The 17,574-nt window shown below is 64.9% G+C and carries 19 protein-coding genes; 2 read left to right on the top strand and 17 right to left on the bottom strand.

All coding sequences use genetic code 11. The features are described from left to right. Nucleotides 1–14: 14 nt before the first annotated feature. The 14 genes from ACLRDN_RS12725 to ACLRDN_RS12660 form a co-directional block, all read right to left on the bottom strand. Entirely contained in the window at nt 15–998 is a 984-nt protein-coding gene (locus tag ACLRDN_RS12725; RefSeq protein ID WP_413460330.1) for a FecR family protein, read from the bottom strand. 83 nt (nt 999–1,081) lie between these two features. Beyond that, the gene (locus ACLRDN_RS12720) at nt 1,082–1,591 is read right to left on the bottom strand and encodes an RNA polymerase sigma factor (protein WP_413460329.1); all 510 of its coding nucleotides are present in this window, start codon (nt 1,589–1,591) and stop codon (nt 1,082–1,084) included. Continuing rightward, on the bottom strand, nt 1,588–2,283 hold the full coding sequence (locus ACLRDN_RS12715) for a TonB C-terminal domain-containing protein (protein ID WP_413460328.1): 696 nt from the start codon (nt 2,281–2,283) through the stop codon (nt 1,588–1,590). Before ACLRDN_RS12715 ends, ACLRDN_RS12720 begins: the two co-directional genes overlap by 4 nt. Before the next feature lie 117 nt (nt 2,284–2,400). Further along, on the bottom strand, nt 2,401–2,667 hold the full coding sequence (locus ACLRDN_RS12710; protein ID WP_413460327.1) for a hypothetical protein: 267 nt from the start codon (nt 2,665–2,667) through the stop codon (nt 2,401–2,403). Between the two features lie 2 nt (nt 2,668–2,669). Beyond that, nucleotides 2,670–3,128, bottom strand: a complete 459-nt coding sequence (locus tag ACLRDN_RS12705; RefSeq protein WP_413460326.1) for a YbaB/EbfC family DNA-binding protein — start codon at nt 3,126–3,128, stop codon at nt 2,670–2,672. Nucleotides 3,129–3,149: 21 nt separating this feature from the next. Next, nucleotides 3,150–3,869 (bottom strand): S1 family peptidase, encoded by a 720-nt coding sequence (locus ACLRDN_RS12700; RefSeq protein ID WP_413460325.1) that lies wholly within the window; start codon nt 3,867–3,869, stop codon nt 3,150–3,152. 13 nt (nt 3,870–3,882) lie between these two features. Further along, nucleotides 3,883–4,431: a YbjN domain-containing protein gene (locus ACLRDN_RS12695; protein ID WP_413460324.1), complete on the bottom strand. Its 549-nt coding sequence runs from the start codon at nt 4,429–4,431 to the stop codon at nt 3,883–3,885. Nucleotides 4,432–4,469: 38 nt separating this feature from the next. Then, entirely contained in the window at nt 4,470–5,417 is a 948-nt protein-coding gene (locus ACLRDN_RS12690) for a peptidylprolyl isomerase (RefSeq protein ID WP_413460323.1), read from the bottom strand. A 67-nt stretch (nt 5,418–5,484) separates the two neighbouring features. After that, nucleotides 5,485–6,198 carry a hypothetical protein gene (locus tag ACLRDN_RS12685; protein ID WP_413460322.1) on the bottom strand — a complete coding sequence of 238 codons (714 nt, stop codon included), beginning with the start codon at nt 6,196–6,198 and terminating at the stop codon, nt 5,485–5,487. A 9-nt stretch (nt 6,199–6,207) separates the two neighbouring features. Further along, the gene (locus tag ACLRDN_RS12680) at nt 6,208–7,980 is read right to left on the bottom strand and encodes a putative porin (RefSeq protein WP_413460321.1); all 1,773 of its coding nucleotides are present in this window, start codon (nt 7,978–7,980) and stop codon (nt 6,208–6,210) included. A 59-nt stretch (nt 7,981–8,039) separates the two neighbouring features. After that, a complete protein-coding gene (locus ACLRDN_RS12675; protein ID WP_413460320.1) occupies nt 8,040–8,750 on the bottom strand; it encodes an energy transducer TonB in 711 nt (236 codons plus the stop codon). A gap of 1 nt (nt 8,751) precedes the next feature. Beyond that, entirely contained in the window at nt 8,752–9,171 is a 420-nt protein-coding gene (locus tag ACLRDN_RS12670; RefSeq protein ID WP_413460319.1) for an ExbD/TolR family protein, read from the bottom strand. A 13-nt stretch (nt 9,172–9,184) separates the two neighbouring features. Then, complete coding sequence (locus ACLRDN_RS12665) at nt 9,185–10,954, bottom strand: DUF2341 domain-containing protein (protein WP_413460318.1); 1,770 nt, start codon at nt 10,952–10,954, stop codon at nt 9,185–9,187. 58 nt (nt 10,955–11,012) lie between these two features. Further along, nucleotides 11,013–12,626 carry a ShlB/FhaC/HecB family hemolysin secretion/activation protein gene (locus ACLRDN_RS12660; RefSeq protein ID WP_413460317.1) on the bottom strand — a complete coding sequence of 538 codons (1,614 nt, stop codon included), beginning with the start codon at nt 12,624–12,626 and terminating at the stop codon, nt 11,013–11,015. Between the two features lie 456 nt (nt 12,627–13,082). On the opposite strand from ACLRDN_RS12660, the gene ACLRDN_RS12655 reads away from it, so the two are divergent. After that, nucleotides 13,083–13,487: a hypothetical protein gene (locus ACLRDN_RS12655; protein WP_413460316.1), complete on the top strand. Its 405-nt coding sequence runs from the start codon at nt 13,083–13,085 to the stop codon at nt 13,485–13,487. Between the two features lie 55 nt (nt 13,488–13,542). Here ACLRDN_RS12655 and ACLRDN_RS12650 read toward each other — a convergent pair whose 3' ends face one another. After that, nucleotides 13,543–14,436 carry a LysR family transcriptional regulator gene (locus ACLRDN_RS12650; RefSeq protein ID WP_413460315.1) on the bottom strand — a complete coding sequence of 298 codons (894 nt, stop codon included), beginning with the start codon at nt 14,434–14,436 and terminating at the stop codon, nt 13,543–13,545. Nucleotides 14,437–14,533: 97 nt separating this feature from the next. Between ACLRDN_RS12650 and ACLRDN_RS12645 the strand changes: the two genes are divergently transcribed. Beyond that, entirely contained in the window at nt 14,534–15,655 is a 1,122-nt protein-coding gene (locus ACLRDN_RS12645; protein WP_413460314.1) for a methyltransferase domain-containing protein, read from the top strand. A gap of 89 nt (nt 15,656–15,744) precedes the next feature. Here ACLRDN_RS12645 and ACLRDN_RS12640 read toward each other — a convergent pair whose 3' ends face one another. Then, the gene (locus ACLRDN_RS12640; RefSeq protein WP_413460313.1) at nt 15,745–16,413 is read right to left on the bottom strand and encodes a methionine ABC transporter permease; all 669 of its coding nucleotides are present in this window, start codon (nt 16,411–16,413) and stop codon (nt 15,745–15,747) included. After that, the gene (locus ACLRDN_RS12635) at nt 16,397–17,566 is read right to left on the bottom strand and encodes a methionine ABC transporter ATP-binding protein (RefSeq protein ID WP_413460312.1); all 1,170 of its coding nucleotides are present in this window, start codon (nt 17,564–17,566) and stop codon (nt 16,397–16,399) included. The genes ACLRDN_RS12640 and ACLRDN_RS12635 overlap by 17 nt, the downstream gene beginning before the upstream one ends. Between the last annotated feature and the right edge of the window lie 8 nt (nt 17,567–17,574).

The following is a 17,574-nucleotide window of genomic DNA, read 5'->3' as shown; positions in this document are numbered from 1 at the left end:
CCAGTCCATCGCGATCAGCTCAGCAAATAGATCCCGGCCGGCAAGACCTTGGCCTTCAGGTTGAACGTACGCTGCAACTGCGCCAGCGCCTGGTCCAGCGAGGCAATGTAGAAACTGCCGCTGACCGGCGCCTCGCGCACTTTGTCGTTGAGCAGCACGACGTCACCGGGGCGATAGCGATTGATCTCTTCGATGACCTGGCGCAGCGGTGTCTGGTCAAAGCGCAGTTCGCCACGCCGCCAGGCCGCTACCTGTTCAGTCTGCACCCCGCCGATGCCGCTGATGCGGCGCGCGTCGTAAATCGCCTGTTGCCGCCCCGAGAGCCTGCGCTGGCCGGCTGGATGGCTGATCACCACTTCGCCGGCCAGGCAGGTGACGCAGACCTTGTCGCCGAGATTGCGCACCTCGAAGCTGCCGGTACTGGAGGTACTGCGCGCCTTCCCGGCCAGCACCGTGAAGCTGCCGGCGATACCGGCCAGGTCCACCGCTGCCTCACCCTTGACCAGCTCAATGCCGCTGACCCGGCCATCGACCGACTGGCGCCGGATGCTGGTCTGGGTGTTGAGGGTGACCTGGATGCCATCACCGAGATCCAGTGCGCGCTGCTCCCCTACGGTGGTGGCATCGCCGCCCCACGTCTCGGCCGCCGGCCACAGTCCCAAGGGCGGATGCACGATGGCAGCGCCGGCCACGGCAGCCGTGGCGCCGCTGGCAATCCAGGCCAGCCAGAGACGACGGCCGCCATTGACATTACGCGGCGGTGAAACTTCCAGGCGCGCCTGCGCGGCCTGCAGAGCTGCTGCTTCGCCCAAGGTTTCCCACTCCTGGCGCGCTGCCTGGAAAGCCTGCTGGTGCGATATGCTCGCACGCAGCCAGCGCTGGAAGCCGTCCAGGTCATACTGCCGGGCCTTGCCCGAGTGCAGCAGGCGCAGCCATACCCAGGCTTGTCGTTGCATGCTCTGGTCTTCGGGATTGCGCATCTGTTTGCTAGTGTTCATTTCTTGTCATCCATGGCTGCCACATCGCCGTCCCCTCCTCTCACACTGCAAGACGAATGGACGAGCATAAAACCGCGAACCGGCTAGGGTACCTCGTCGCGGCGAGCCAGTAGCGTTTCATGCGCCTTCTTCAGGTCCGACTCGACGGTGCGCAAGGAAATATCCAAGCGCTGTGCCACTTCCTTCTGCGCCAGGCCCTCGAAATGCACCAGGGAAATGACGCTGCGCTGGCGCTTGGGCAGCGCCTCGATGTGCGCCAGCAAAGCCTGCACTTCAGAGCGGACCTGCGCCACATGTTCGGTACCCGGCGCCGGATCGGCCAGTTCCATGGCGGCATTGACTTCATCGAGCGAGACTGCGCGCGACTGGCGGCGCTGGATGTCGATGGCGATGTTGACCCCGATCCTGAGGATGTAGCCGGCCGGATTCTGGATGGTGTCTTCCTCTTCCCTCGCCTGCAAACGTAGCCAAGTATCCTGCAGCGCGTCGGCGGCCAGGTCACTGTTGCCGACGATGCGCCCCAGGCGCGACTTGATGCTGGCGTAATGCCGGGCCAGATAATCCATCAGCCCGGTGGCGAGCTGCTCGGTCATGGCGCGGGCTCCAACATGGCAGCATCTTCAGAGGCGGCCGCGCCGATCTCGCTCTCGCAGCGCAGGCTGGCCTGCGGGTCATTGGGGACGATCAGGAGGGTGATGGGCTGCGGCATCATCGAGGGCGGCAAGATATTCAGTTGGAGGGCGGCCAGGGCGTTGCGAATGGCCTGGTCCCGTTCGGCTTGTCCGCTTGACGTCAGCAGTGCTGTCTTCTGCAGGCGCCCGCTGCGATCGATACGAAAATGCAGCAGCACGCGGTAGGCGCCCGTCGCGGCCAGCCGCTGGCCACACAGGCAACGCCATATCTGTCGCTGCAGCCAGGCCACGTAATCTGCAGGGTCGTGATAATCGGGCGCATCGGGCGCGGTTTTCAGGATGAAGCCGCTGGCTGCGCCATCATCGAAGCGCTCGATCTGCAAGCCCGATCCGCGCAGCAAGCGTTCCAGTCCCGCTGCCGCCGTATAGCGCCCGTGCAGGGGCGCCGAGATGCGGTTGGCAGCGATCTCGCTGCGGTACAGCGTGGGTCGCCGGGTGGTCGCCGCATACTGCTGCAGTGCCTGTGCCAACGGCCCCGAGGCAATGTCGAAACTGAACTGCCGGGATGGCTCCGCGAGCGGCTGCGCCGCAAGAACGCAGACCGGGCCTGCCAGCAAGGCCAGCACCGTGGCGAAGGTAAGGGACGGATTCATGGACTGCAGCTCATCTTCGCTGGACGGGAGACACGCCTGCTGCGAATGAAAACCGTTAACTTAGCGGTCAAAAATGACCTGACGGTGACCGCACGATGACTGCGCCGGGAAGCCGCATCATCTCCGCCCACCGAACCACTGCTGAGCCTCCGGCATCCGGGCGATCCACTGGTCCAGCGTGCGCGCCATGGTGCGCGGATGCAGGCGCGGCCCCCCGTAGAACTCGGAGAATTCCAGTGCTGCCGGTGCGATGGTCCGGATCGCCTGGGCGCGAGACTGCCAGCCGCCGGCGGGGCGCTTTTCGCGCACCAGGTCCTGGACGTAACGGCACAATGCTTCCTCGCTGCCCGGCGCAGGCAGGACCTCATGTTCCAGAGCCGGCATGCCTATTGTCCTGCGGGCAGGGGGAAATCCAGCGACAACTGCAGTACCAGTGGCTGGCGCATGTCTGCTGGAGGCGGCTCCGGCAGAGGCGATGAGCTCAGCAGCAGACGAAGCCGGGTATCAACGCGCGCCTCGCCCAGCGAAGGCAGCTCCACCCGCTCCACCATCCCCTGCGGACTGATCCAGACGCGTGCCACCAGAGGTGGCAGCGGCGGCTTGCCTTCCTTGAGCACACGGTCCTGCAGCCAGGTGTGCAATTCCATGACGCCCTCCTGCTGGGCATCGCTGAGCCATTGCGCAAACTGGTTGCTGACCATCTCGCCGTAGCTGATCCAGTGCTGCGGTACGCCCTGGGCGCCACGACCAGGCGCCTGCGCGGAAAGTTCAGCTGCCATGCCCAGCCCGGCCAGCAAGCCCAACAACCAGCGCAGTGCCCGCCTTTTTCCTTCGTATAGTCGCATCAGCTCTTCCATCCTTCTCTTTCATCCGCAGAGGATCCCCACCGCCAGGGTGGATGCCCGCGAAGCGGGCGATTGCAGCGTGCCGATCTGGGCGCGACGGCTCTGCGTATACGGCACATCGACCTGCTGCAGGAACTGCCGGATCTCCTCCACCGGCACTGCGCGCACCTGCGTTGCCATGCCCGCGCGCGGCGCACCCGGCTGCATCGCGGCCACGCCCCCGCCGCTGCCGGCGGCCACCCGCTCGGCCACCAGTCCCAGCAGCAGGCCGCCCTCGTCCAGCACCGCACTACCGCTGGCGCCCGGGCGCGAGCCCGAGACCATCTGCAGCTCACCCGGATGGCCGGGCACCGTCAGCGCATTGGCCAGCACACGGCCGCGCTCCGGCAGCGCCTGCAACAGCGCATAGGCCTCGCTGAACACGGCGATGCTATGTCCGGCCGGGGCCCCCTGCTCGCTCAGTGTCGCCGCCAGGAGCGGCTTGAACGAAGTCTGCAGGACCGCCAGATCAGCCTCATTGCTCAGTGCCAGCACGCTCGCCACCACCACCCGCGTATTCTTGACCACATACACGGTCCGGCAATCGGTGACCGCATGCCGGGCCGTCAGCACATCGCCACGCATGTTGATGAACACCCCACTGGCCTGCACCGCCGGCACGACAGCATCGGCAGCAGCCAGTGCTGCCGGGGCCGCCAACAGCACCAGCCAGCGCAAGCCTGTGATCGCCCCCCACGCCATCGGCGTGCGGCAATCAGGCCGCTTCGCCGTGCGCCGGCTGCTCGGCCACCATGGCGCCCGCCGAGGCAACCGGTGGCACCGGCGACTTGCCGTCGTAGTTGCGCAGGTACAGGAAGAGCTGCCCCATCATCTGCATCCATACTTGCATCATGGTCACCAAGTAGTGCGGTCCCACACCGCCGACCACCATGACGTCCATTTCCAGCGAAATCATCTCGCCATGCTGGACCAGGCGCGCAAAGCGCCGGGCCCGATGCCACTCGGCAATCAATCCTTCGGGCAAGCTGCCTTCCTGTACCCGCAGCGGGCAACTCAGGGTGAAGTCCAGGTACTGGCCGGCGGTCGCGGCGGGATTTCCCCACAGGACCTGGAATCCCACGCCATGGCTGGCGCTGTGCAGCATCGGCAGGCCGTTCTGCTCCAACAGGGTGACCGCACAGCCGGCGGCCTTGATGGCCTCGGCGATCTGCTCGGGGGTGATGGTGTGCAGCAGGCCATCGGCCGCTGCCGGCGCAGGCGTGGCCGGGTTGTCGGTACCAGGGTTGGCTTGGCTATTGCTCATGTTGCTTGCTCCTCGTCGATGTGGTGGGGATGGCGTGCTCAGTTCGACTTCTGCAGCACGGCATCCAGTGCGGCGGTGTCGATATTGACGCGTTCGGCCGGGGCCAGCTTGTTCAGGTAGTCCTGCAGCAGTTGCTGCTGGCGTTGCTGGCGCAGCGCCATGCTCAGGCGCGGCTTCATCTCTTCCAAGGTGGCGCTGCGGGCGGGTTGCTGGTCGAGCAGCTTGATGATGTGCACACCGGTATCGGATTGCACCGGATCGCTGACCTGGCCGGTCTTGAGTTTAGAGACCGTCTCACGCACAGCCGGCACCATTTCCGGCAAGCTCAGGACACCGACTTCGCCGCCCTGTGCAGCGCTGCGCTCGTCTTGCGAGCGCGCCTTGGCCAGCGCCGCAAAGTCGCCGCTACGCGCCTGCACGGCCAGCTTCCTGGCCTCGTCCATCACCTTCTTCAGGTCGGCCGCATCGTTGGCGCGCACCGGCAGATAGATCTGCGCCACACGATAGGTCGCGGGCAGGTTGAAGTTGCTCTTGCCCTGCTCATAGGCCGCCGCCACATCGGCGGCCGACGGATAGTCAGCCGGCACCTGCGCCACCGACTCCAGGTAGCTGGTGCTGACGATGCGCGCGGTCACGTCCCTGACGGCGGCTTCCACACGGGCCTTGATCTCCGGACGATCGGCCCAGCCCTTGCTGCGGGCCTCGCGCAATACGGCCTCGCTGGTGACGCGCTGGCGCAGCCAGTTTTCCACGCCCTGGCGGTTCTCCTTGATGGCGGCGCGTTCGGCTGGCGGGGTCAGTTCCAGCATCTTCGCCACGTCACTCTCGGGCACGCTGACCTGGCCGAGGCTGGCCACGACCTTGTCAGCGGCCATCGCCCCGGAGGCGCTCAGGCCCAGCAGTGCGGCCATCAGCACGCCGGAAAACGCACGCAGGCGCGGCAATCCGCGTGCACTGGAAGTTGCGGAGGTATGGAGGCATTTCATGATCGGTTCCCATCAACAAAAAAAAGAAAATCCGCGCCTGCGCACAGGCGCGGTCATCACTTGCGACTCACTGCTGTGCGGCGCCCTGGGGAGCCGCCCCGGATGCACTGCCGGCGGGACTCGGAGGCAGGCTGCGTTCATCGAAGCGTCCCTCGTAGAGTTTGTCGCCGTAATCCTGGGCAATCTGTTCGTACTTCACCCGGCTCTGCGCCGCGAAGGGTTGGCGCACCGACATCAACGTGCCGACATCCATGCCTTCATAGGCTTGAAGGATTTCCTGCCCGACCTCAACCAGCCGCACATTCTTGGCCGTGCACTGGCTCAGTGCCTGGCGCTGGCGCTCGTCCTGCGCGGCCAGGCGCTGTCGTTCGGCCTCGGCAGCACGAGCGATCTTGAGCAAGCCGTCATAGGCGTTGCGCAACTGGCCGGCCTGCTCGCGGGCCCGGCCACTCTCGGCCTGGAACTGCTGGCGCGAGACGACGTCCTCCTTGCGGGCCTGGCGCTCGGCGGCCAATTGCGCCTTGAGTTCGGCTATTTCCTGGCGCAGCTTGCCGGTGTCAGCGGCCGGTTCCTGGAGCGGGCCGGGCGCGCTTGGCCGGCCGGCCTTCAGCACGGCCAGTTCGTTCTGGGCCTCCTGCAACTGCGTGGTAGTGGCCCGCAACTGGTTGCGCAGCCGCTCTTCCATACTGGCGCCTTGCTGGGCCTGGGCCGTACCGACAGTGCCCAGCAACAGCCCGGCCAGCAGCGCCGCCAGGGTGGCGCGGATCGAATCAGCTCTCATCGTGCGTCCTCAGAAGCGGGTGTTGAGTTCGACCTGCAGGGTATCGATCGACAACGGCGGGCCATATACCGAGCGCGTGGCGAACCAGCGGCCGCTCAGGTAGGTGTTCTTGTCGACCGCGTAATTGCCGCCCAGGTAGTAACCCCGGGCATTGGTGCCGCCCTGATGGAAGGTGGAGTCGTTGTAGGCGTCAGGCAGGGCATCGGGCTCGATGCGCTTGTACCCGGCCAGCACATTCCAGTCGCCGCGTACGGCCATGTCCGGACGGCCGAAGGTGGCCTGCAAGAGATAGGCGTTGGCGCCGCTCTTGAAGTCGCGCTGCGAAGTACCGCCAGTGCCACCGAAGTTGTTGACGATATTGTTGTTGGCGCGGCGGAACATCTCGTTCTGGTCATAAGCCAGGTTGCGGATGTAGTTGCCGTCCAGGCGCAGGCCGTAGCCGCCAGCTACGCGGGTATCCCAGCGCGCGTTGATGTCGAGCAGCTGGAACTTCGACGCCAGACCCACATACTGCGGCTGGGCAGTATTGGCCGGATCGGCAGGATTGAGCGCGATATTGCGCAGGAGCATCAGGGTATTGCCCTTCTGCATGAAGGCCGGCCGGCTCCAGTCGGAGTCGCATCCATCCGCGCCGGCATACAGGGCACAAGAGTTGGACACACGCCCTTCAATATTGCGGAAGTCGTAGTAGGCCAAGGCACCGCGCAGCTTGTTTTCATTATCCAGTTTCCAGTCTGCACCGACCTGGGCGCCCAACAGCCACTTGGTCTGGCTGGACATCTTGTTCTGGCTGCGCGACGGGCTGTTATCCGAAGAATATTCCAGCGGGATCAGGCCCAGCGTAGCGAACACCGAGATATCGCTGTTGGCCAGGGTCTTGTTCACGCGGGCAGCCACGCCGTCGAAGTTGAGGTCCGAGGAGAACAGCATGTCGGTACTGAAGAAGGGGTTGCCGAAACGTCCGCCGGTCACACTCAACATTTCGTTGAACTTGTAGGAAACCCAAGCCTGGTCGAGCCATACGTTCTTCTTGCTCAGCCCGCCCCCCAGGGTCTGGGTGGTTGACACCGGGCTGTCATCGCTGCCGGTGGCCAGCCGCACGCCGGCCTGGGTGGATTCAGAAATGTCGGCGATCACCCCGAGGCGCGCGCGCACCCGCAACTGGTTGGCGCGGTCTTTTTGCGTGTTGAGCAACTGGGGAAGCTGCAAGTTGGTGTTCGGGTTGACGTCGTAGCCGCTGCCAGCATTCAGGCTGCGCCAGTCGATCTGCGCATTGGTATTGCTGCCCGCGTAGTAACGTGACTCACCACGCACCCGCATGTCGCCTTCGATACGGATACGCTTGGTCCACTCGGGGGTTTCATTGGGCGCAGCCCATCCTTCGCTCTTGGCCTGGGCCATGATCTCACCCTTGACCTCGTCGCGGATCTGGTCGCGCACCGTGGCCGAAATGTAGGGAACGCGCACGTCGCCCGGTTCCAGGCGCGGGCCGGGGTTGCTGCTGGCGGCGGCCAGCTGGCGCGCTTGCTGGGCTTGCGCCATGGCCTCGGTCTGGGCCTGTGCCAGCAGGGCTTCGCCGACCTCCGGCTTGAGCGCACCGCTTTGCATGAGGCCGCGGATCAGTTTGACCATGGTGGATTCGGTGGCGCCGTTCGCCTGCGCCTGGGCCAGCGCCGGCATGCACAGCATCGCTGCGGCCAGCGCCAGCAGAGGCAGGCGCTGGCTGCGCAGGGCGGGCAGGTCCTGGTCGCGCCGGACCGGGGTCATCATCGAGAGTGTCATCGCTTTTTTCTGCATGAAAAGTAAATGGAATGGGTCGTCATTACCGCAGCCAGCCCTGCTCAGGGGCGCCGCCCGCGGATCGAAATACGTGCCGGTGAATGCCACGATGGCGGCGGCGTTTCGTCAGAACGGAAATCGCGCACCATCGCCAGCACAGCCTCATCGGTCTGGGTATTGCCGGTGCCCTGCACCAGCTGCACCCTGGTTACACGCCCCTCTGCATCCAGCCAGATATCCAGACGGATATCCTCGAAGACCAGTTGGCGGGTACGTGCATCGCGGGTAAAGGCCTGCTGCAATGCGCTGGAGAAGTAGCGTGAGTAGGAACCCGCCCCCAGTCCGCCGCCGGTGCCGCTCATGCCCCCGCCCCGCCCGGCTGCGATGCCGAAGGCATCGGTACCGGCCTGGGCGGCGCTATCCATGGTGACCGGGTCGCCCAGGTCCTTGTTGGGACTGGGGGTGCTGTCATCCTTGGGGGCCTCGGCCGGTACCGGCTCGGGTTCGCGCAGTTCGGGCTTGATCTTTTCGGGCGTGGGTTCGGGCAGTTTTTCGGGCTCCGGCGGTGGCGGTGGTGGCGGCGGCGGCACCATCACCATCGGTGGCCCGGCCACTTCGCGCCGGGTCGCTGCGGTATCGGTGAGCAGGTGCCAGACCAGTGCCACCAATGCGGCTACCGCTGCCAGAGCGATCAGCGGCCCCAGCCATCGGCGCGCACGAAGTGACGATGGCTGCGCCGGCGACGCCTTGCGCGGGAGATCATCGATCTTCAATCTATCCCCCGGCGCCTGGTTTGCCGGTGACCAGGCCGATCTGGTTCAGCTCGATCTTGCGCAGCAGATCCAGCACCTCCACCACCCGGGCATACTGGACCGAGGCATCGCCGCGCACGATCACCGGGAAGTCCGGCGTGAGCGCCTTCTCGGTGCGCAGGCGCTCTTCCAGCTCGGTCAGGCTCACAGGATAGGCATCCAGGAACACCTGGCCGCCGTTGTCGATGGTGATGGCCTTGGTTTTGGGTTTTTCCAGCGCCACGGCGGCGCTGGCCTTGGGCAGATCGACCTTCAGGCCGGGGATGCTGGCATTGCTGGTGAGGATGAAGATCACCAGCACCACCAGCAGCACATCCACGAAGGGGGTGATGTTGATGCCGCCACTGCGTTTCTTGACGCCGAAGCGTGAGGGGTTGGCCATGTCGCGTTCCTCCTCAGGCGCACTGCAGGGTGGCGCGCATCTGGCGGCCGGCGCCCTGCTCTTCAGCCAGGCGGGTAGCGAACTCATCGACGAACACCGCCATGTCGGCAGCAATGGCATCGGACCGCGAAGACAGCCAGTTGTAGCCGAACAGCGCCGGAATCGCCACGCCCAGGCCAGCAGCAGTACACAGCAGCGCGGCTGCCATGCCGGGCGCCACCGAGTTGATGTCCACCGCACCGGCCATGGCTGCCACCACGAAGACCAGCATGATGCCGATGACGGTACCGAACAGCCCGACGTAAGGCGCGCCTTCGATGGTGGTCGAGAGCCATACCATGCGGCTGGCCATGCGTTCGTTCTCGCGGACCATCACGCCGTCCATGGCGGCGCGGATGGCGCTGATGGTGGCGTCGGAGACGGCATTGAGATCGTAGCCGCGCTGGTGACGCTGCTGCATTTCCTCCACGGCCACGGCATACAGGCGCCACAGCGAGGATTGCTCGCGCACCTCTGCGGGTACCTGCTGGTTGCGGGCCAGCACGTCCAGCGCAGCACCGGCGGTGGCACGGAAGTGCTGCATGAAGACGGCGTTGGCACGTGCCGTCATGCCATAGCTGCGGCCCTTGCCGATCATGATGGCCCAGGAAAGTGCCATCATCAGTCCCAGCAAGCAGACCACCACCCAGGCATCGACCGGCATGGCGGCCAGGATGAAGCCGAAGTGGCTCTTGCCGGCCTGCTTCTCGTCGGCACCATACGCCAGCAGGCGCGACTGCCCTCCCTGCGAGAGCGCATCGGCCAGCAGCGCGGCGTCACTGCGCGCCACCTTGGAGAGGCGAACTTCGTCGATGGCACCATTGAAGGCAGCGCCCTTGCCGCCAGCCATGTCCGCGCCAATCGCAGCCGGCGTAGCCAGCGCCGGCAATGCCAGTGCCAGGGCCGTAGCGGGACGGCCATTCACGGACAGGGCCACGTTGCGGCCATCGGCCTTGACCGCCAGGTGCGACCACTGGCCAGCCTGCACGGGTTGTCCGGGGCTGCTGCGACGGCCGTTGACCTGTACGAAAGGCACGCCGTTGTCGATGCCGATGAGCAATTCATCGGCGCCGTTGCGACGGGCATAGAGGGTCTGGTCCGGACCCAGCTGGTCAGGACGCACCCAGGCCGAGAACGTGAAGTTTCCACCGGCCGCCAGCGCCAGTGAGGGCGAGGCCGGCAGCATCAGGGGCTGCCCCGTGAAACGCGCGCCCCGGCCGATGGCCGCGCCATCCAGACTGCTCACTGCGGTCTGGGCATGATTGCCGAAGGCGGTGCTGTCGCGCGGTGCGGCATTGGCTTCGCCAAAGTGATAGACCAGGGTGTAATCCGGATCGAAGCTGCGTTGGCCATTGGAGGCCGGCGGTGCTTTGGGATTGCCGTAGTACATCCACACCTGCTGCGGCGCGCCGACCGGCAACGCGGGAATGTCCACCCAGATCAGGGCGATGCCCAGGAGGGGATCGAACTGTTCGATCTGGTAGCTCAGGACGGTCTTGTCGTCACCGGCGATGAAGCGCAGGTCGTTGCCGCTTTCGTGTACGCCTTCAAAACTGAAATTGCCCGTATGCAGGCGCAGCAGCACCGGCACACGGCCGGCATCGGCGCCCAGCGCCGCGCCCTGCGGGCCGGCATCCAGCGTCAGCGGCTTGCGATAGGCCCAGTCGGGCTGCCACCAGGCCTGGGCCAGGTTGGGAAGGACGGCGCTGACCAGGGCCAGCAGCACAAACAGGATACGTCTCATAGCTAGGGTCTCCACAAACCGGGATGGATGATGTCTACAGAAATTGAAAGGGGTGTACTCAGTAGCTGGCGTTGACGCTGAAATTCAGGCGCCAGTCGTGGGCCTCGGTACGCGCCGCCTTTCTGAGCGGATAGGCCAGGTCGAGGCGGCCGCTGACACGCTGCAGTACCGTGAAGCTGGTGCCCAAGCCCAGCGAGGCCAGGTTGAAGCTGTCGCTCTGCTCTGGCAGCGGATCGCGCAGGCGCAAATAGCCACCGTCAGTGAAGACATAGGCGCGCCAGTTCTCGACCCAGGGATTGAGCCAGGTCAGGGGTGATGAACGCAGTTCCAGCGAGCCCACCAGACCGTAGTCACCGGTGGCTTCGGCCGACAGGTAGCCACGTACCGAGCTGGCGCCGCCGGCGGCGATCTGCTCGGTCGATACCAGTGCCGAATCGGTCATCTGCGCCGACACCCGCGCGCCGATCTGCTCGTTGCCGGACAAGGTGATGCTGCCGTTGAAATCGGCCTTGAACAGGGTGAAGCTGGGCGAGGACTTGTAGCGTTTGTAGTCGAATTTGTACTCGTCGCTGCCATAGCCGAAGAAGCTGCGGGTGCCCGAGACCATCGAGACATTGAGGCCGTACTGGCTGCGTTCTCCCTGGCGGAACCCGGCATAGCCCAGCGTGATCGGGGCGTAGCGCAGGGGCACGTTGTCGCCGCTGCCGCCCAGGCGGAGCGCTTCCTTGTTGTCTTTGAAATCGACGCCGGCCGACAGGGTGTGATACCACTCTCCGCTGGCCGGCACCGTATAGACCGCCTTGAGCCCGAAGGCATTGCCCTTGCCCAGGACGCTGGTGCCGCCCACGGTGGAGACATTGCTGTTGGAGACGTAGCCCGAGGCCTCGATGCTCCAGTTGGTGCCGCGCAGCGGTGCCGAGTAGGAGGCCGACCAGACGCGCGTCTGGCTGAGGTCTTGCGGCGTACCGAAGAAGCTGACCGACAGACTGTGTCCCAGTTGCCAGAGATTGTCGTAGGCCAGGCTGGCCGTGGCGCGCAGATGGCGGGTGTCGGCGCTGTAATCATTGTTCAGGCCGATGCTGCCGCGCCAGGGACTGCTGTCTTCGACCTTGAGGTCGACATCCATGGTGCCCGGCAGGCTGCCCTGCTTGACCAGTGGCATGACCTGGCGCTTGCCGCCGCGATTGAGGGCGCTCAGCTCGGCCTGCGCCTGGGTGAAGTCGGGTACCTGCCCTTCCTTGAGCGCCGGCACCTGCTCGCGGATTTCGCTGGGCGAGTTGTACTGGGCACCGACCACGCGCAAGCGGCCGACCTTGGTTTCGGACACCTGCAGGAATACGACGCCATCGCTGACCTGCTGCTCCGGCAAGTCCACATAGACCGACTGGTAGCCCTTGGCGTTGTAGGCCGCCAGCAGGGCATCCCGGGCCGCTTCGATATCCTTGAGCGTGCGTTTCGGACCGAGGAAAGGCGTCACCGCCTGCTCGATGCTGCGGGCGTCCAGCACCGTATTGCCGCGCACGATGTATTCGATGATGTCGACCTGGCGCGCCTGAGCCGCCGTCGGACTGATCTCGCGTGGTTCACCCGTGGCCGGCATTGCTGGCACCGTTGCCGGTGCCGTCTGCTGTGCCTGCGCACCGGGATGCCAGACCAGGTTGGCCGCGCCCACGACGCCGATTGCACCCAGCCAGGCAAAGGTATGTGGAGGTGATCGCCTGCTTCTGCCCGCCCCTGCTTTGGTGATTCCTTTTGCTGTTCGCATCTCTGAAATTTTCGCCCCGATTGATGTCTCTGCATGCGGCGCCGGTATCCCCGGTCACCGCCACGTGCCGGATCTTGTCCGGCCTGTACATGCATAGACGTCTGGCAAACGGGTAGTCCGCCAAATGTCATCAAACTTTCATAATTCTTTTTCAGCCGGGCGTTGCTGGCTGTCTGCGCGGTGGCATTGGAAACCCCCTGACCCGGCTTGCATGGCCCGGCGCGGCTGCTTTATGGACTTGTTGTGATGGCCGCCCGATTCGAACGCGGAGATGGTAGTCCGGGAAGATGACGTTCTCGTGACACTGTAAATCGGCGTAATTTTCGGTCAAGTCCGGTCCCGCAATGGTCTTGTCATTTGGGCGTGAACGGCTATGCTGATGGGCAAACCATCACCTATCCCATCATGCTCCATTGCTTCCCGCCCCTACGCCGCCTGCTGTTGACCCTGCCGGCCTGGCTGGTGTTGACCGCTACGCCGATGCTCTCCCATGGCCAGCCCGACGATGGCACGGCGCAGGTCTGCGCCGAGGTCGAGGTCAACGGTGTACGGGCACCCTCCTATGCTTGCCTGACCCAAAAGCTCAAGCCAGCCACCGTTGGTGCGGCCAATGGCGAGACCAGACCCGCGGCGCCAACCGGCGCGGAGCAGATCATCAACCGGCCGGGCAACCAGCTCGGCGTTTTCAACCACTCGGCTTTGTCCAATCGCATGGGCAATGCCTTGGGCAATTCAGTCTTTCCCCAGCGCCCGGCAGACGGACGCTGAGTCAAACGCCGGATCAAGGACGACTACGGCTCCCGGACGCGTTCCCATCCCTGCCTCAGCGCCGACGTTCTTCTTCGCGGATCATGTCGTAGAGCGCCTGTGCGGCCGGCGAGAGGTGCGCCGCCTTGCGCGTGATCAGAACCAGACTGCGAGACACCACAGGCTCGACCAGGTCGATCCTGCGCACATCAGGATAGGCCCCTTCCTGCACCGCCAGCCCCGGCACCACGGCGATGCCCACCCCCTGTGCCACCAGCCCCATCGCCGTCGAGCTGCGCTGCACTTCATAGAAGGAACGCAAGGCGAGGCGGTTGGCGTCCAGCACCGGATCGAGCAAAGTGCGATTGCCGCTCACCTCCCCGGCAAAGATCAGCGGGTAAGGCTTGAGCTGCGCCCAGGTGGCGCGGCGGCGTTTGGCCAGCGGATGGGTGTGGTGGCAGATCAGCACGTACCGGTCCGTGGTCAAGGGAACGCTTGCCAGCTCAGGATGATGTTCCCTGGCCATGTTGATGCCGAATTCGGCTTCCCGGCGCAACACCGCATCGGCCACGGCTGAAGAGGCGTGATCGAGAATCTTGATGCGGTTGTGTGGATAGCGGGCGGAATACGCCTGCAGGATGCGTGGCAGGTACTGCACCCCTACGGTGGGCACACAGGCGATGCAGACGTCGCCACGTCGCGCCATTCCGGTTTCCCGAATCTCCACCAGCGCGCCCGCCAGCTCATCCAGCAGCCGCCGGGCCTGGGGCAGGAAGTCCTGCCCGATGTCGGTGAGCGCAAGGGAGCGCGTGGTCCGCTCTATCAACGTGACACCCAGAAAATCCTCCAGCTTGCGCAAGCGCAGCGTTACCGCCGTCTGCGTGACATGCAAGGCGCCAGCGGCTCCCTGGAAGCTGCCTTGATCGGCAATCGCAACAAACGCCTGCACACCGAGGATGTCGATTTTCATGAGTAAAACTTATTAATCTTGCAGATAATTTCATTTTACTGCTTCTCGGCCAGCGCTCAAGATACAAGCCTCAAGCCAGCCAGGAGGGAGCCAGGTCATGAACATCACCTTATCGGACACGCAGCCAGGTCAGGATGAACCGGCGGCAAGCGACGCCGTCGAACCGCTCATCCTTGATCTTCTCGAATGGATAGGAGCAGATGGACGGCCTTACAGCGAAGTGATCGAAGCCTGGCGGACTTCCTGTCCACGCCTCCCGGTCTGGGAAGAAGCCAACGCGCGAAGCTATCTGGCACGCGTCCATGCACATGACGACATGGCCTGGATACAGGTCACCCAGGCCGGTACCGCTCATCTGCAATCCAGAAGAGACAGACTGCTCAACCGGAATCAACGCTCGCCACAGGAGCAAACCATGCCAACCTCTCCAGACCCCATGCAAGCCCAGGTTCAGTGGGATGTCAGCCAGTATCTGCGCTTCGGTGGCGAACGCCTGCGCCCTGCCCTGGACCTGATGTTGCATCTGCCCACGCAGAATCCAGCGCGTGTTCTCGACCTTGGGTGCGGCACCGGCAACCTGACCGCACTCCTGCAGCAGCGCTGGCCCCGGGCCGAGGTGCTGGGCGTGGATGGCTCCGATGACATGCTGGACAAGGCGCGCCTGAACGTGCCGCAGGCCAGGTTCATGGCTGCCGACCTCAATCATTGGGCGCCCGAGCACAAGCTGGACCTGATCTACACCAATGCGACCCTGCAGTGGCTGCCCGATCATGCGCAGCTGTTCCCGCGACTGCTGTCCTTCCTCAATCCTGGCGGTTGTCTGGCGGTGCAGATGCCGGTCATGCACGACGCGCCACTGCGGCGCGCGCAGGTTGAGCTGGCGAGGTCGCCCGCCTATGCCGATGTGCTGGCAGACGTGTCTGAGCGGCGCAATGTCCTGGAAGTGGGCCGTTATTACGACCTGCTACGCCCTCGTGTGGCAACACTGGACATCTGGCAGACGAGCTACCTGCATATCCTCTCGGGTGCGGACCCGGTACTGGAATGGGCCAGCGGCAGCAGCCTGCGTCCCTATCTTGATAAGTTGGAAGGCCAGCAATTACAGGCTTTCCGCACCGATTATGCGCGCCGCATGCAACAGGCTTACCCGCCCAGCGCAGACGGCAGCACGCTGCTGCCATTCCAGCGCATGTTCATCGTGGCGACCTTGCCTGACTGAGATGGCACTGCCACAAATGAAAACGGGGACCTTGCATGCAAGGTCCCCGCATCATCAACAGCAAGCCTCAGGGCGTGACCGGCGCCACATCAGCGCTCACGCAACCAGCGTACGTAGCCATCCCCAATGCGCTGCACCACCGACACCAGCAAAATCAGCACCGCAATGACGATCATCATGACCTGCGTATCGAATCGCTGATAGCCATAGCGGATCGCCAGATCCCCCAGCCCACCCGCGCCCACGGCACCGGCCATGGCCGAAGAGCTGATGAGAGCCACCAGCGTGATCGTGAATCCCCCCACGATGCCCGGCAACGCCTCGGGCAGATAGACATGCCACACGATGTCCCATTTCTTGCAGCCCAGCGCCTGCGCTGCTTCGACCAGACCGGGATCAACTTCGCGCAGGCTCACCTCGACGATGCGCGCAAAGAAGGGCGTGGCGCTGGTGGCCAGCGGCACGATGGCGGCCCAGACACCGATGGTGGTGCCCGCCACCAGGCGCGTGAGCGGAATCAGCGCCACCAGCAGAACGATGAAGGGCGTAGCGCGAAAACCATTGATGATGCTCCCCAATACCCGGTGCACGCGCGGCGAGGCCAGGAAACCGCCCGGCGCCGTCACGATCAGCAGCACCGCCAGCGGAATGCCCGCCACCAGCGCCAGTGCGCCCGAGATGCCGACCATCTGCAGCGTATCGACCAGCGCATTGCCATAGCGCTCGATGGGAATGGAAAGACTAAGTTCGAGTGACATATCCCAACTCCTTGATGTGATGCGCAACTGCTCCGGGCCCCTGCGTCAGGGCCTGCCAGTCGGGCGTTCCGGTGACGTCGGCCAGGGCGATGTAGAGCTGCCCGTGGGTATGGCCCTGGATGCGCTCCACGCTAGCCTGCAGCAAGCGCGTCTTGCCGCCCAGTGCCTGTGCCACGCGCAAGAGATCAGGCTCCAGGCCATCCCCGCCGCGGTATTGCAGTTGCAGGACGCGCTCATGCGGCCCTGCCGGCGGCGTAGCCTGCAGGTTTTCCAGCAGTTCGGGCGGCAAGCCTTGCTGCAGCGGTGCCAGCAAGGCCTGCGTGGCTGCGTGCGCGGGATTGCCGAACACCTGCCACACCGGCCCCAGTTCGGCGATGCGTCCCTGTTCCAGCACCAGCACCTGGTCGGCGATCTCGCGGATGACGCTCATTTCATGCGTGATCAGGATCACCGTGATGCCCAGCTTGCGGTTGATGTCGCGCAGCAGTTGCAGGATGGCGTGAGTGGTTTCCGGGTCCAGCGCCGAGGTGGCCTCGTCGCAGAGCAGGATCTCGGGTCCGCTGGCCAGGGCGCGGGCGATGCCCACACGCTGCTTCTGGCCACCGGAGAGGCGGCGCGGATAGGTACCGGCCTTGTCCTGCAGGCCGACCAGGGCCAGCAGTTCGCGCACCCTGCCCTCCACCTGCTGGCGCGGCACACCGGCCACGCGCAGGGGCAAGGCGATGTTGTCAAAGACGGTCTTGGCCGAGAGCAGGTTGAAATGCTGGAAGATCATGCCGATGCGCCGGCGCAATTGCACCAGTTGCGCATCATCCAGCGTGGCGATATCCACCCCATCGACTTCGATGCGCCCGCTGGTGGGCGTCTCCAGCCGGTTGATGGTGCGCAGCAGGCTGGATTTGCCGGCCCCGCTGCGGCCGATGATGCCGAAGATGCTGCCGGGCGCGATCTCCAGATCGATGTCCTGCAAGGCCTGCACCGGACCGGCCGACGAGAGGTAGGTCTTGCCGACCTGACGCAAGGCCACCCGGCCCTTGGGGCCGTTGCCGGGCCAGGGGTCCCCGGGAGCCGAGGCCTGCGCGGCAACATCATGCTCCGCCTCGGGACGGCTGGGAGCGGTCAGGGATTGTCTGGCCGTGATCGAGAGTTCCATGCGGTTTC

It is taken from the genome of Herbaspirillum huttiense (assembly GCF_047300815.1).
Taxonomy (GTDB): Bacteria; Pseudomonadota; Gammaproteobacteria; order Burkholderiales; family Burkholderiaceae_D; genus Herbaspirillum; species Herbaspirillum huttiense_A.
Note: the sequence above shows the minus strand (reverse complement) of the source record. Positions and strands in the feature narration are given on the sequence as shown.